The 15,528-nt window shown below is 29.3% G+C and carries 14 protein-coding genes and 1 pseudogene; 12 read left to right on the top strand and 3 right to left on the bottom strand.

Annotated features, from left to right (window positions below; translation table 11 throughout):
• Nucleotides 1–94: 94 nt before the first annotated feature.
• Complete coding sequence (locus BMZ76_RS14765; protein ID WP_091208720.1) at nt 95–1,576, top strand: DUF2779 domain-containing protein; 1,482 nt, start codon at nt 95–97, stop codon at nt 1,574–1,576.
• Nucleotides 1,576–2,007 (top strand): hypothetical protein, encoded by a 432-nt coding sequence (locus BMZ76_RS14760; RefSeq protein ID WP_091208715.1) that lies wholly within the window; start codon nt 1,576–1,578, stop codon nt 2,005–2,007. The genes BMZ76_RS14765 and BMZ76_RS14760 overlap by 1 nt, the downstream gene beginning before the upstream one ends.
• Before the next feature lie 297 nt (nt 2,008–2,304).
• Here the strand turns inward: BMZ76_RS14760 and BMZ76_RS14755 are convergent, their stop codons facing one another.
• The gene (locus tag BMZ76_RS14755) at nt 2,305–2,583 is read right to left on the bottom strand and encodes a helix-turn-helix domain-containing protein (protein ID WP_091208712.1); all 279 of its coding nucleotides are present in this window, start codon (nt 2,581–2,583) and stop codon (nt 2,305–2,307) included.
• Nucleotides 2,584–2,728: 145 nt separating this feature from the next.
• On the opposite strand from BMZ76_RS14755, the gene BMZ76_RS14750 reads away from it, so the two are divergent.
• The 9 genes from BMZ76_RS14750 to BMZ76_RS14710 all read left to right on the top strand — a co-directional run bounded on the left by BMZ76_RS14750 (nt 2,729) and on the right by BMZ76_RS14710 (nt 11,602).
• Nucleotides 2,729–3,019, top strand: a complete 291-nt coding sequence (locus BMZ76_RS14750) for a hypothetical protein (protein WP_091208709.1) — start codon at nt 2,729–2,731, stop codon at nt 3,017–3,019.
• 136 nt (nt 3,020–3,155) lie between these two features.
• The gene (locus BMZ76_RS14745; RefSeq protein ID WP_091208705.1) at nt 3,156–3,788 is read left to right on the top strand and encodes a recombinase family protein; all 633 of its coding nucleotides are present in this window, start codon (nt 3,156–3,158) and stop codon (nt 3,786–3,788) included.
• 10 nt (nt 3,789–3,798) lie between these two features.
• On the top strand, nt 3,799–4,149 hold the full coding sequence (locus tag BMZ76_RS14740; protein WP_091208701.1) for a hypothetical protein: 351 nt from the start codon (nt 3,799–3,801) through the stop codon (nt 4,147–4,149).
• Nucleotides 4,150–4,268: 119 nt separating this feature from the next.
• Nucleotides 4,269–5,294: a hypothetical protein gene (locus tag BMZ76_RS14735; protein ID WP_091208697.1), complete on the top strand. Its 1,026-nt coding sequence runs from the start codon at nt 4,269–4,271 to the stop codon at nt 5,292–5,294.
• Between the two features lie 257 nt (nt 5,295–5,551).
• Nucleotides 5,552–6,499, top strand: a complete 948-nt coding sequence (locus BMZ76_RS14730; protein WP_091208694.1) for a hypothetical protein — start codon at nt 5,552–5,554, stop codon at nt 6,497–6,499.
• Between the two features lie 361 nt (nt 6,500–6,860).
• Nucleotides 6,861–7,952 (top strand): hypothetical protein, encoded by a 1,092-nt coding sequence (locus BMZ76_RS14725; RefSeq protein WP_091208691.1) that lies wholly within the window; start codon nt 6,861–6,863, stop codon nt 7,950–7,952.
• A complete protein-coding gene (locus tag BMZ76_RS14720; RefSeq protein ID WP_091208686.1) occupies nt 7,949–9,682 on the top strand; it encodes a hypothetical protein in 1,734 nt (577 codons plus the stop codon). The genes BMZ76_RS14725 and BMZ76_RS14720 overlap by 4 nt, the downstream gene beginning before the upstream one ends.
• A gap of 422 nt (nt 9,683–10,104) precedes the next feature.
• A complete protein-coding gene (locus BMZ76_RS14715; protein ID WP_143071105.1) occupies nt 10,105–10,776 on the top strand; it encodes a hypothetical protein in 672 nt (223 codons plus the stop codon).
• Between the two features lie 625 nt (nt 10,777–11,401).
• Nucleotides 11,402–11,602, top strand: coding sequence for a hypothetical protein (locus tag BMZ76_RS14710; RefSeq protein ID WP_091208679.1), 201 nt, complete (start codon nt 11,402–11,404; stop codon nt 11,600–11,602).
• Between the two features lie 199 nt (nt 11,603–11,801).
• Here the strand turns inward: BMZ76_RS14710 and BMZ76_RS14705 are convergent, their stop codons facing one another.
• Entirely contained in the window at nt 11,802–12,590 is a 789-nt protein-coding gene (locus BMZ76_RS14705; RefSeq protein ID WP_091208674.1) for a hypothetical protein, read from the bottom strand.
• Nucleotides 12,591–13,120: 530 nt separating this feature from the next.
• Between BMZ76_RS14705 and BMZ76_RS14700 the strand changes: the two genes are divergently transcribed.
• Complete coding sequence (locus BMZ76_RS14700; protein WP_244281834.1) at nt 13,121–14,251, top strand: site-specific integrase; 1,131 nt, start codon at nt 13,121–13,123, stop codon at nt 14,249–14,251.
• Here BMZ76_RS14700 and BMZ76_RS14695 read toward each other — a convergent pair.
• Nucleotides 14,186–15,360, bottom strand: a pseudogene (locus tag BMZ76_RS14695) (IS3 family transposase). The gene BMZ76_RS14700 and the pseudogene BMZ76_RS14695 sit on opposite strands and share 66 nt — an antisense overlap.
• Nucleotides 15,361–15,528 lie beyond the last annotated feature (168 nt).

Raw genomic sequence — 15,528 nt, 5'->3', positions numbered from 1 at the left:
AAAAATATTTTACATTTAGAAATTTTCAGCATCATTATAATAATTAAAGTAGAACTATAAAAAACAATACTAATTTCTATAGTCCAAATTATTTATGGAAAAAACAATCCTTTCTAAATCAACTTATATTAGAGGCTTACAATGTGAGAAGTCATTGTATTTATACAAGCATAATTACAATTTAAGAGATGGGATTTCTTCTCAATTACAAGCAATCTTTAATCAAGGTACTAATGTTGGGATATTATCACAACGGTTATTCCCAAATGGAGTAGATGCGACACCTTCAGACCATTTCAAAATTCAAGAATCAGTTTTAAAAACAAAGGAATTTATCGACAATGGTGAATCAATTATTTATGAAGCTACTTTTCAATATAATGGTGTGTTGGTTGCTTTGGATATATTGGTAAAGGATGAAGAAGGTTGGAAAGCTTTTGAAGTGAAAAGCTCAACAAGTATTTCTGAAACTTACATAAATGATGCCGCAATTCAGTATTATGCAATTACCAATTCTGGAATTGAACTCAAAGATATTTCTATTGTTTTTATTAATAATCAATATGTAAAAAACGGTGATATAGATGTAAATGAACTGTTTACAGTTGAATCTGTATTGGAAAGAGTTAAAACAGTTGTTCCAACAATTCCCAATCAAATTGAGTCTTTTAAAAGATTAATTTCCCAAGATTCTGTACCTAATATTGATATTGGAATTCATTGTTCCACACCTTACGGTTGTGATTTTATGAGTCATTGTTGGAAACATATTCCAGAATATTCCATTTTTAATATTTCTAATTTATACACTACAAAAAAGTTTGAACTTTATGAAAATGGTATCGTTTCCTTTGAACAAATTGACTTAAAAAACTCCAAACTAAATCCAAATCAACTTTTACAAGTTACAAGTGAGCTAAACAATACCACTTATATTGATAGAAATAATATCATAGAATTCCTAAAAGACTTTGAATATCCATTGTATTATCTCGACTTTGAGACAATGACATCAGCTGTTCCAATCTTTGATAACACCAGACCATATCAACAGTTAGTTTTCCAATATTCTTTGCACATGCAAACGGAACCTGGTGAATTAGAGCATAAAGAATATTTAGCTGAAGCCAGTCCTAATATTGACCCCAGAATTAACTTTGTTAAACAATTGATAAGCGATTGTGGCAGTACTGGTGATATTTTGGTCTATAATATTGGATTTGAAAGGGGTAAGCTAAAAGATTTAATAACAATTTTTCCAATCTATACCGCTGAGATTCATAATATAATTGGTCGTCTAAAAGATCTGATGATTCCATTTCAAAAAAAATGGTATTACACTCCAGCGATGAAAGGTAGTTACTCGATTAAATATATATTACCAGCATTGGTTCCAGAACTCTCATACCAAGATTTAGAGATAAAAGAAGGTGGAACTGCAAGTTCTATATTTACTCAAATGGTCACTGGTGAATTTGAAGGTGATATTGATAAAACTAAATTTGATTTACTGGAGTATTGCAAATTGGATACTTATGCAATGGTCAAAATATTGGAAAAACTAAAAGAAGTATAATGAAAATTAGAAAATTTGAATTTAGTATTGGGAGTTATTTTGGATCAAGTTACTCGATAGAATATATAAAAGGATTGTTTTTATATAGAACTCAAACAGCGGGTGAAAATACTATTTCTAATATAAATCCAATATTTAAAAACGATTATCAATTTGAACATATTGCCATTTTTCAATCCGATTCATTTGATGAGGATTTAGTAATTTCAGAGGAAAGAAAACTTAATTTTTTCAAGTATATTACCCGTTACTGCAAATCTTGGGAAAAAGAATATTCCAACAATATAGTTTGTGATGGAACATCATGGGAATGTGATATTTGGATCGATGATTTTAGATTGAAATCAAATGGACTTGAAGAATTTCCAAAAAATTTCGATACCTTTCTTAAAAAACTTTCGATATTGACTAGTGGTAAAATTTTTGAATAGAAACATTAATTCCATTTACACAAGTGTGTAAATGAATGAAATTATATATTGAAGTTTTCTGCATGTTTGTTCCAGTCAAACTTTACTAACCCATCAACAATAATTCCTATAATTGATTTATTTAGTTCTTTATCACCATACCAAATAACAATAATAGAGCTTCCGTCAAATTGCTTTTCTCTGTCATTAATCGGTTTAGCACTTATCTAAGCTGAGTTTCCAGCCGCTAACTTTATATTACGATTTTTCAATATTTTTTTAAATACCAATTTTCAAAAGTTATTAATTATTGTCTAATTATCTTTTACCTTCCAAAATATTTAGACTCTTTTCTAGTAGTACTTTAGCTTCCTCGACTTCCATCTGTGTTATTGCATTGCCTTTGGTTGGCATAAACATTTCTCTAACATCGACATCAAGTGCTTCCGCAATCTTTAAAAGAAGTTGAATCGTTGGTAAATTTTTTTCACTTGAAATATTTGATATAGTCGTTGCAGAAACTCCTACCTTATTAGCTAGTTCATCTCTTGAGATTCCTTTAATATTTATTATTTCTTTTAATCGAAGTATAGCCATTAGATCATTTTTTTTACAAATATAATAAATTAATCAAGTTCAGCTTAATTATTATAATAAAACATAAAACAAAACTTGCTTTTTAATTAAAGATTACTTTACTTTGTATTATATTAATAAAGTGTCACTTTATAATCACAACAATATGGAAATCGCTAAAACAATAATTGAACAAATAAGATATGCTGATAAATGGGCTTTGATGGCATATGGCTCCAGTAATTTTATTGCATTACCAGAATCAAAAGAATATCAAGGCGGTTTACAATTTCAAGTTAACGGTTTCCAACTTAAAGGAACTGTCAGAATTCAATTAAAATGGATTGATACTTATTCAATCACATTCATAAACAAAACGGAGGAAGTGATTAAAGAAGTTGAAGATGTTTATTGTGATGAATTAATTTCGATACTAGATTATATTGAAGGAAAATAATTTTGCGTTTTAGATTTAGACTATAACCCTAAATTAAAACGATTCATTTTTTCTAAAGTCCTATATAATCATTCAAATGTTTTAAAATAACTCAGAGTCTAATTTTAAAACAGAAACCACCCTAAAACACAAAATCATGACCTATTATTTTTATTCCAGAATTTCCACGGCAAAAACTCAGAATTCCGCTAGGCAAATTTTTAATTTTAAAATTCATGAAGGATTTGATTCATCTAGATTATTTGTTGAAAAAATTCAAGGTAACGTTCCTTTTATGGAGCGTCCAGAAGCTGTTAAAATGTTTGATGAAATAACCAATTCTCATTCACGCTGCACCGTGGTGGTGGATAGCACAGATCGTTTGGGTCGCAGTCTGTTGGATATATTAAATACAATATCTGTATTTAAAAATAACAAAATCAATTTGAAATCGATAAAAGAAGGGTTTTCTACATTTTTAGATAATGGTGAAGAAAACCCAATGGCAAACTTAGTAATAAGTGTTATGGCTAGCATCGGGGAAATGGAACGAAATCGAATTAGGCATAGAACTGCTGAAGGGGTATCAATCGCAAAATCTCTGGGGAAATATTCTGGCAGAAAGTATGGCAGTACTCAATCTGATGAAAAATTACTTCAAAGACATATTTTAATTCAGAAAAAATTGCAAAAAGGATTAACCGTTAGGGAGATTTCAGAAATTACAGGAGCCAGTTCCGCTACTATTATTAAAGTAAAAAAGGTGTTGGTTCTTAGGAAGATGATTTAATTATAAACATATGGAATTCAGAGAGAAAATCTTAGAAGCTTATAATGTTAAAGTACCTATTAAAGGAGGAAATGGAACCTGCATTGAGAGCCCAATTATAATTGATAATACACAAAAATACAACTATGTAAGCCTGGAGAAAATTTGCATAAATTATGATTGTTGTATTATTCAAATGGAATGGATTCTATTAAAGCAAGAATTAACAATACACGAAGGAAAATATATTGATGTGCTTAAAATTCGAATATCAACAAATGGGGATTTTGCGAATAATTATAAAGAGACCAATTATTTCTTTGACATTTCTGATTGCTTTAAATACTCGATGAGTATAGCAGAATTAAATAAAGTATGGTAAAGTATAAAAAACATACAGCTACTAAAAACCCAGTTGATGATTTGTAAGAAATTTTTAATATATTTGAAAATCAATAAAGCGAAACAAACCTTCGCCAATCTACCCATATTCGGGTGTTTATGGGAAGGTTTGTTTCGTCTACATACAAGTTACCAGCAATAATAACAAACCTCACAAGAAATAGACAAAATATGAATACAAAGACACTAAAAGATTGGTTTACAAACTTCGGAACGGTTTTTAGTATACTTGGTTTTTTTGTAACCATATATTTGGGTGTTTGGTATGTTCCAAGTTGGCTACAAGAATCACAAAATGAGAAAATTAAAAATGCTGAAAACGAAATTTTACAATCAGTTAAAGAACTTGTTTATGCAGACTCGACTTTTACACTTAAAGAACTGCCAACACTAGTTCATGCCAAAGAAATTACATTAAAGCAACCATTTCCACTTTCATTAAATGATATTCTGACAAAAACAGAAGAATCTTTCATGGAAGACAAATTTATTCCATTGACAAAACGAAAAGAGTTGATAAACAAAATAGAAGAAATCAAATCCAAACTACCAAAAGAAAACAAGACACAAATTGATAATCTAAAAGCAGAAAAAAAAGAAAATATTTGGAAAATATGGTTATCAATAATCGTAACAATTGTATCAGTTATTTTAGGAATAATAAGCACTTATTTAAAATTTAAAGCGGACAAGGACAAAGATGCTGAAATCCAAAATGAAATTCAAGAAATCACTTCAGACAAAGAGATTCGTGAATATGGATATGAGTTTGAAAAGAATATTGAAGAGGCATTGAGAAAACGTTCTGATATAACTATCCTAGACAAAGATAATATAGACAAGGGAATTGATATTATTTTTTCTAAAGCCAATAAACAGTATTTTATTGAAGCAAAGTATTTAAACAGAAGTAAAATTGGATTAAATACATTTCATCAATTAGCACATTTCCTTAAAGACAAAATTGGAGAGGCTTGGTTAGTTTACAATACTGATTTGACACCACTTGTTGCACAACAAATTTGTGATTTCAATAAAGAAAACAAGCAGATAAATATTAGACTAATAAGAGTTACAAATTCAAAAGAATTTACTGAAAAGTTAAATGAAATACTACCAAAATAATAATTACTGCTGGTAATAGCCGTTTGGCAAGATTGGGGTTTCAGGCTTGATTTAAAGTTGTCTTGTATTTGGAAATTTTGTGTTTAACCGAAAAATCCCGAATCTTTATTCCCCAACCTCGCCAAGCGCCAGAGCGTTATGTGGGAGTTGTACTCTTGAATCCGCAGAATTTGCCTTACTGAGGAAAATTCGATTTAAATAACCAATATTTACTAAAAAAATTATATTTAATAACATCAATCAAATAATAAATAATTATGGAAAATATTGACTATCATCGCCTTATGAGTGACGTTATGGTAAATAATAATTTAGAAAATTTTGATGTTGAAATTACAGTCAACAAGATTACTTGGGGGAATAGTAAAATTGATATTATTAACGGATATGATAATATTGCTTATACCACTTTGAAATTGAAATCTGACTTCTATACTATAATGGTTTTTAAAAAAAAATTTAAATATTTTCAGAATATAAAAGTTGGTTTTACATTTAAAGCTGTAATCAAGTTGTGGAAAAATAATACATATAGTTTTGTGAGCTTAATAGAGGATCATCCAAAGCTTGTTTTAGCTAAAAAAGAACATAGCAATGGAAATTTCAGTAAGTCTAAAGTATATTATGAAGAGTATTTCAGATCATGCATTTTTTCTATAAATAATGCATTCCCTCTTGGTATTTATACAGATTCAAAAATGTATATAGGAACTTTAATTTCTCATTTTAAATTAAAAATTTCTGAAACAAATCCTTATTATGAAAAATTTGAACAAACTTTAGAAAAATGTTATGACCTTATAACTGATAATTCCTATGTACTTAAAGAAGATGTAAAATTGATTAGTTCAATTACTTATTTTAGTTATTTAGGGTTTGGTAAATATAAAGATCTAAAAATAATGAATATCCTTAAAACAGATCCCGAATATTTGTTTTCCCTCATAATTAATACAGATCATTTGTGTTTATCAGAAATTTGTTTTCTTCTCAATGATTTCGAAGAAGTTCCAAATTATGTAATCGCTTTAGAAATTAATTGTATTAAACTATTATTAGAAAAAGAATATTATGAATCTTGTAATGAAATAGATGATTCCCCAAAAAATTCTGAAGATTATGGTGGGTTTGGAAGTTGGGATGAATTGTCTTTTGGACAAGCATTTGAAGGTGATATTGATGCATGGAATAGTCATTATCAATAATTTTATATTCAGTAGAAAAATCAATCAAACAATTTCATACTTAACTTATCTTTTAAAAATTAATTAAACTCAACTGGATAATTGAAAATTGTGAACCAAAACACAGAACTTTGAAAGTTGAATTTTGCAAAAGTGGAGTGAAAAGTTAGCGTTTTAATCAAAATTTCTTGACCTCCCACATAACAGCCATTTTGAGTTAGCTGGAATTTAGTGGAATTACTGTTTCGCATCAAGTTATCGTTAAAACGAAAATTAAGTGTTTACGAATTTTCAGCCATCTCAAAATGGCGAAACGTTAGCTCTAATACCGCGCCAAAAAGAGAAAATTCGGCATTATAATGTAACAAATAAAAAAAATTAAATGGCAAAAGGAAAAATAGATAGTAATTCAGGAGTCCAAGCAAATGTTGGTTTTGACTTTCAAAGAAACACCTGCATTTATGTTTTTTTAGAAAAATATAATAGTTTGAAAAACCAAGACTATTTTATTATGCTCGAACATTATGATGATATTGTTTTTGGATTTCTAAACTCTACTGGAAAACTTTCTGAAATCACAACATATCAAGCGAAAAAATCAGGAACGATTTGGACGACAAATTCTGTTTATGAAATAATTGACAAAATTACTAAATCAGGAATTGAAATAATTAAAGATAGTTTTCCTAAAAGTAAAGATTACACGCAATCACAACACTTTATAACAAATAATACAATTTCTCTTGATTATAAATGTTTATCTGAAAACAAAACCAAAAAATTTTTAATCAATGAAACTAGAGAAACAGTTTCTTATTTAAATTTAGTTAAAGATTGCCAAGATTCATTGAAAAAAGGAAATCCAAAAATTACTTTTGACAAAAATCAAGTTTTGCATTTCGATAATTTAAACTTTACGTTTATTGATTTAGGAAGAAATACAAAATCCCAACTAGAATTACTTACAGGAAAATTTAAAACAGTATTTGGAAATAAAATAATTGACCACACAGCCGCTAGAGACACTCTAATTTTTCATTTAAAAAAAATAGAAAGCACATACAATCAAGGTGATATTCCGAAATTAAGTGATAAACATAAAAAAATTGATTCTTCGGAAATAGAAAACATTTTAAACATACTAACAACAAAAAATTTAGCTTTGGAATTTTGTAGAAAAAGAGCTGATAAGATTTGTGATGAACTTTCAATAAATGTCTTTGATGCAATGTCATTTGAACTTGATTTTGAAAATAGTTTAGACGAATTTAAAGACTTAAAACAGGGAGAACACCAAAAAATAATTCGTTTTATAGAAAGTAATAAAAGCATTTTCACTAGGTTTACAAGTGATGTACTTTGTATTAAGGAATTGTATAATGTATTCTTAAAAGATCATAATTCAACACTAAACCAAATTCAACTTAAAGCATCTATTTCTGCGGGATACTTTCTAATACTTATGCAAAAATGAAAACATATTTAACCATAAATAAAATTTTTATTCATAGTGAAGTTAATAATAAAAGCTTTCTTGCCGAATTTGGTAAAAAACTAAATGTAATATATGGAGCCAATACTGCTGGTAAAAGCACTTTAATTCAATTAATATTTTTCACTTTTGGCATTAACGATAACAAAACTAAACTCATAAAAATATTATCCGAAAATATCTTCACAAGACTTGATATTACGATTAAAAAAGATAACGAAAATATTGAATATACATTTGTTAGAAAAGACGAAACCTTATTTATTAAAGATTCATTAACAAATAAAGTTACAACATACAGCGGAATAGGTGGAAATAGTTCAGTAGAACATTATAAACTTAAGGAATTCTTCAATAATTTACTAAACTTCGATTTATTACTTGAAACTAAAAATGGGATATCAAAAGCACCGATAGAAACAATATTTTTACCATATTATGTTTCACAGGATGTTGGTTGGGTTTATTTAAGAAAATCTTTTAGTAATTTAGACTTCTACAAAAATTTTAAGGAAGATTTTTTAGATTATTATCTAGGTATTACGAAACTTGAAGATAAAGAAAAGAGAAAAGCACTAGAAATTCAATTAGCAGATAAAAATCAAAAATATAATTTCTATTTAAATTTCGAAAAAAATGATACCGTTATTGAAAGTTCAAGATTACTTGATGATTCTTTTAAAGGCAAAGGACAAAAATTTATAAATGAGCTAACAAATAGAAAGGCAAGTTTGCTAGAGCTTGAAAACAAATATATTAAGCAATCAAACCACTTGACTTATAACAACCAAAGATTATCAGTCATTTCAAAAGTTTCTAGAAATCATAATCATCAATTCCCTGGTAAAGACAACTGTCCAATTTGTCAACAAATATTACCTATTGATACAAAGCAGATTTATGAATACTATCAAGAAGAAAATGACACAATAAAAATTAAAGCGAAAATTCAATCTGAAAATAAAAAAATTCAATCTGACCTCAATTCTACAAATAAAAAAATTGAGGAATTAAGAAGTTTATTAGCGAAAGATTATCATAAACATATTATCTATTCAGACAAAAACATTACACTTGACGAATGGATAAAGACTCAAGCTAACATTAAATTAGACACATCAATAAATGAAAATATTGGAAAATTAGCCATAGAAATAAATGAGTTAAAAGAAAAACTACAATCTTTTAAAGACGACGATGACATTCAAAGTGAAAGATTTATTAAAAATAAAAAATTCAAAGAATTCTATAATGTAAACAACATAAAACTTGATGTCCCTAAAACTGAAGACAGTAGATTTAACTATGTTTATGAATTATCTAGTTTTCCATTTCAAGGAGTAGAATTACATTTAGCTGTATTAAGCTATCATTTTGCATTCAATAAAGTTATAAATGAAACAGAAAATATTCATAGACTTCCATTGATTTTAGATAGTATTTTTAAAGAAGATTTAGACGGAAATAACAAAGAAAAAATTTTAGATTTTATCTGTAAAAATCGCCCAAATGATACTCAAACAATAATTTCAGTTGCTGACAATAAATCCAAAGACACAAAAATTGAATTTTACATAGACAAATTTTTTAAAACGGATACAAACTTAATTTGTATTGGTAATTCTATAAACAAAGAATCAATATTAAAAGAACACGATAAATCATTAGACGAAATATTAAATGATACTTTTGAAATAATGGAGTATCTATAATACTTAAAGGTAATACAGCTAACACACGCTACAATCAATTTGGGTATTAGTCTTAATGGAAAAATTGGTTTGTATTTGGAAGATTCTGCGAATCCGAATAATGAGCTTTATTTAGTCCCAAACTGCTTGTAGCGCGGGAACTTCAAACTGTCTAATAACCTCGAATTTGAGTTTTTGTTCTCGGACTCCTATCTTTGAAAAATCTCAAATATGGAATTATCAGAGACTTATTTTAGATTTTTAGACAAACTGATGTTGGCAGCAAGCGCTTAGCAGACTCAGGAATCTAAAGCAATTTTGCCAACATTGAAGAACTAAAAAAATTAGGAATTAATTTATTAAACATAACTATGCTATTGTCATTTAAAAGTAATCACGAAATAAAAGAAAAAAATTTAGCTACAATATATGGCTGGTTGAATATGAAAAAAGCTCCGAAATCAGCACAGGAAATAGCAGAAAAGATATTAAATCTAAATAGAACTTACACCAACCCTGACTGTTTTTTAGAAGATTACGAAAATTTCCCTAATAATTTAGGTTTACCTAATTGGTTAGGAAATCTACTATTTACTATCAACCATCATAATTCAGATGATTTTAGTGGTTTTAGAGAAAACTATGAAGAGTACTTTTATCCTGCCTTTTTAAAATCATGCAATGTCGGTATTGATTACTCTTTAATGTTTCACAAATGGGAACTTATGATTTTAACCGATATGATTCCAAAGCAAGAAAGAGATAAAAAATATTTCCATGATTTAATTAAATTACATAAAAATGCTCTTGACGGAAAAGATTTAGAAAGCAATAAATGGAGTGACTTACAAACTAAAATAGATAATGATCTACAAGAAATAGAAGGGCGAACTACAACATGGAATTCAGGTAGAACAGCATATTTATCTATTGAAAATTACATAAATAAAGAAGACCCTTATACCACATCTTCAGAAGCTATAGTTGATGCTTTAATTACAGAATATATTAACGAGAATCAAAACCTTGATAAAAAATCGGAACAAGAATTAAGAAAAAACATTTGGTTTGAATTAATGGAAAAATTGTTGACAATGCTTAATGAATGGAAATAATTTAATATTAAGTTAATGCCAGCTGCCAACAAACATTTCTAGACATTTGCAAATTTAACTGGAGAATTTAGACATCATTTAAAAAGAAAATTTATCTAAAACCCGCCTATAGCAGCTACTACAACGGATTTGGGTAATTGCCTTAATGGGAAGTCGTTTTTGTTTTTAGGATGATTTGGCAAACTCGAATAATGGCTTAATTTAGTCCCAAACATCTTGAAAGCTACGGTACATTACGCAAATACCCAAATCAACTCCTGTATCATAATCTGCGATAAACCAATTTTAGTCCCATATTTATTCACTTAACCACACCCATAGAAAAGAAGAGTTTCAAAAGTTTAAGTTGTTTATATAAAACATAGTTAATAGTTAATTGGATCCAATTTTTTAAAAATATAATTTGACATTTTCATATGATTTATATTATCATCAAGTCCTAAATTAATTCCTTTTTCTACACATTTCAATGCCATAATAATTGTCAAATAATGATACGCACATTGGATCTAAAAAAGTTGTGCTATCGATCATTGTAATAATTACATTAAAAACATTAGATAATATTTTACCTGCGGCTCTACATGGTACTTTTTCATGAAAAGAAAAAAATTCTAAATTATTAATGAATGAAATTTCAAATCATAATTCGTTATCTAATAATGAAGATGAAGAGAGAATTGAGATATTAGATAAAATGCTTGTGTTTGCAAAAAATTGGACTAAACATGATAATAGAAAAAAAGAGTTGTCAAATAAAATCAGAACGACTACAGACCACCCAATTGGAGCATCTACCAAAAAAGCAATCTGGAAGAGAAGTTGACAGACTTCAACCTAGTCTTTCATCAGTAAAGCCATATACAACAGCACAGATTAAGCACAAAAGTTTAATGAATGAATGTTTGTGAATTATCGAAATTATGAAAAAAAATGGATTAAGACAGATTAACCACGTTATTTAAATAAGACATATATGAGTGAACTAATACATAAATTTATGTATTAGTTCACTCATATATGTCTTATTTAGTTGGTATATATAAAACCTCGGCTTCTTCACGACCGCCAAAGTAACAAAGTAAATCTTTTTTACTTACAGTCTTTTCAATGACATCAAACTTTGATATGTCTTTTTCTTCGTTTCTAACTTCATGTATAGGATTTATATAAGTGTACGCGAAAAACTCAGCGACTATTTTATCGAGTGTCCAGCTAATACGGAAGTTACCTGATCTAATTTCTTTTTTAGTGCAACCTCGATAAATGGTTACTTCATCAGGTAGGTTAATAAAAAACTCCCTTTCCTCTTCATCCATCAAATAATCTTTATCGGGTCGTTTATCACTTAAATAATCCAAGATTATATGCATATGACTGTGAGCTAAATTCGAACGGGTATAACAATCACTTACTATTTGCCAATAGATTTTATTAGGTAATATATACGAATGGCTTCGTAATATTTCAATAAGATTTTCAGGGCTTGCCATCATTACTTTTTCCCAGTCGATTGCATCTTTTTTGGTCAATATTAATTCTCTAAACCATTTATGAAGCTTTAAAAAAGTTGCTTCAATTGGTCTTTCATTTTCTAAAAAGTCTTTTATTAATTCGTTTAGAAAATTGGTTTGGAAACAAACACCTACTTTGTCCGTTTTTCTTTGGTGCATTTTGCTAAGTTCTTGAAAAATAGATAACGAAAACTTATAACCATAAGCTTTTGCTTGGTTAATATAGGTTATTGAATTACTATATTCAAATAGTGCTCTATCCAATTTGTCTTGTGTCCACTCGATACTTGTCTTACTCATTTTTTTTTACATTTTTAAATTAACAATGCAAAATTCTGAGTTTTTATAAGAGTTAGCACGGGATTCCCAAGGATTCCCTACAGCACGTTGGAACAATTTTAAAACTAATTTAATATGTGATTGATTAATTTATATATTTGTAAAACAAAATAAATATTAACATAAATTAATAGTAAAACAAAATGAGAGTTACTCTGTGGATTACCCTATAAAAGTAACCTCTGGGAAGTATAGCAAACGTTAGCGTTTTAAGGTAGGTGGAAGAACCTCTTTCTCCGCGAGAGAATTCTCAAAATGAACTAAAACCCCTTAAACATCACTGTTTAAGGGGTTTTTTCTTTTCACCGAATAACCAATTTATTCATTAGTTCTCAAAAAATCGGTGCACAATCGGTGCACTTGTACTTCTGGTAAAAAAAAGTGCACCGAATTTTGGCTCAACCCTAGTAAAACATGCCGTTCACAGAATGAACATCTTGACTTATATTGACATTTAAACTAATTTAATTATCAATTTAAAGGTTGCCACTATGAAAACAAAAATCACAGTACTTTACTATTTAAGAAAATCTAAAGTCAACGCACAGGCACAAATGCCAATTTACCAACGTATCACTATCAACGGCCAACGCTTTGACGTGAGTACCGGATTGTTTGTAGAAGAACGCAAATGGTCTCCTGAAGCATCTAAAATGAAAGGCAACACCGAAGAAGCGCGGCTGATAAATGGTCGTCTTGACATGATGAGAGCCATCGTTTACGAAACCGAGAAAAAACTTTTTATGAACCAGATTGAAATTACCTTTGAGAGTTTCAAAAATGAGTTTCAAGGCAAAAAAGAACGGGCGCGAATGTTAATCCCAATCTTCCAGGAACACAACCGCAAAATTAAGGAATTAGTGGGTCAAGAATATGCACCTGGAACATTGGAGCGCTATGAAACTTCGTTAAAGCATACCAAAAATTTCCTCTTCTGGAAATACAATATTACAGACATCAATATCGAAAAAATTGATCATCCATTTATCATGGAATATGAATTCTATCTGCGCAGCGAGAGAAAATGTGCCAATAACACCGCCGTTAAATACATCAAGAACTTCCACAAGATCATCAACCAGTGTTTGGCCAATGGTTGGCTCAACAAGGATCCTTTCTCCAATTACAAAGCAAAAGTCAAAGAAGTCGTTCGCGATTTCCTGTCTGAAGCCGAAATAGAGCAAATGATCAACAAAGAATTTCTCTCTGAGCGATTGGAACTCGTTCGCGATATTTTTATTTTCAGCTGCTTTACAGGCTTGGCATATATCGACGTGAAACAATTAACGTTAGACAATATTGCCTTGGGGATAGATGGCGATAAGTGGATATTCAAAAACCGGCAAAAAACCGATACCGCGTCCAAAATTCCATTATTGCCAATGGCACAAGAAATCATCGACAAATATGCCGAGCATCCTGTTTGCAAAAATGAGAAACGCCTCCTCCCTATTTTGACAAACCAAAAAATGAATGCCTATCTTAAGGAAATCGCTGATGTTTGCGAAATCAAAAAAGAATTGACCTGGATATGCAAACGAAAACTGCACATTAAGTTAAGCTACATTTTTGTAATTAATTTGATTGTTAAATTCTTCAATAGTTGCATAATTCAAAGCTGAATGTCTCCTTTTTCTGTTGTACCAAATTTCAATGTATTCAAAGATTTCTAGTTTCATTTGTTCCTTAGAAATCAGTTTGTTTCCATAAATTAATTCAGTTTTCAAGGATTTAAAAAAGCTTTCCGCTACTGCATTGTCCCAACAATTTCCTTTGCGACTCATACTACGGTTTATTTTTTTATAGGAATCAAGAACATTTACAAACTTTTTGCTTGCATATTGAACACCTCTGTCGGAATGAAAAATCAAACCTTCCTCAATATTTCGGTTTTTAACCGCCATTTTCCAAGCTCCAAGCGTAGTTTCATCTGTACTCATTCCATCGCTCAAACTCCAACCTATAATTTTTCGGTCATATAAATCCATAATCTTTGTCAGGTATACAAATCCCTCTTTGGTTTGGATGTAGGTAATATCCGAAACCCAAGCTTTTGAGGGCATTTTTACAGTAAACTCTCTGTTTAATATGTTTTCGACGATTAAATAATTATGATTTGAGTTGGTTGTTAATTTGAATTTTTTGCTTAATTTACTTCGTAAGCCTAGCTGTTTCATATATTTTGCTACTGTAATTCTTGAAATTTTATAACCAATACTCCAAAGTTCTAATATTATTCTAGGACTTCCGTATCGTTGTTTGGATTTAAAATAAATCAATGTTATCTTTTCTTTTATGGCGATTTTTCGTTGCTGTCTTGCAGTGATTGTCTGTTTTTTCCATCGGTAATAACTTCCACTACTCACTTGTAGAACTTTGCACATTTTTTCAATCGGAAATAATTCTTCATTGTTTTTAATGAAACTATAAATCATCGACCGCTCTTGGAAAAAATGCCGATTGCTTTTTTTAATATATCTCGCTCTAACTCGGCATCTTTAAGTCTTTTCTCCAGTTCGTGAATCTTTTCTTGTTCGGGACTTAATTTTAAATTCCCTTTTCCAGGAAAACTTCCCTCTCCAAACTCCTCGAACTCTTTGCGCCATTTGTACAACTGTGGTGCTGTTACTCCCAGCTCTCTGGCCAGTTCTGATATGTTTGTTCTCTCATAACTCAATTGGACCGCTTTTTCTTTGAAAGCTTTGTCATAAATTTTGCGCACTTGTTTCATAGGTTAAAATTAAGATTATTTCTTAACTTTCTGTGATGGCTAAGTTAGCATGTCCAAACCGAAGAGATATAAGGTAAGTGAGTTATTGAAAGCCCAATGTAAAAGATAGCGTAAAGCTATCTTTTTTGTTTATTCTAAATAAGCTATATTTGCAAAAAACTAATAATT

It is taken from the genome of Flavobacterium xueshanense, from assembly GCF_900112975.1.
Lineage (GTDB): Bacteria > Bacteroidota > Bacteroidia > Flavobacteriales > Flavobacteriaceae > Flavobacterium > Flavobacterium xueshanense.
This window is presented reverse-complemented; position numbering and strand designations above follow the sequence as displayed.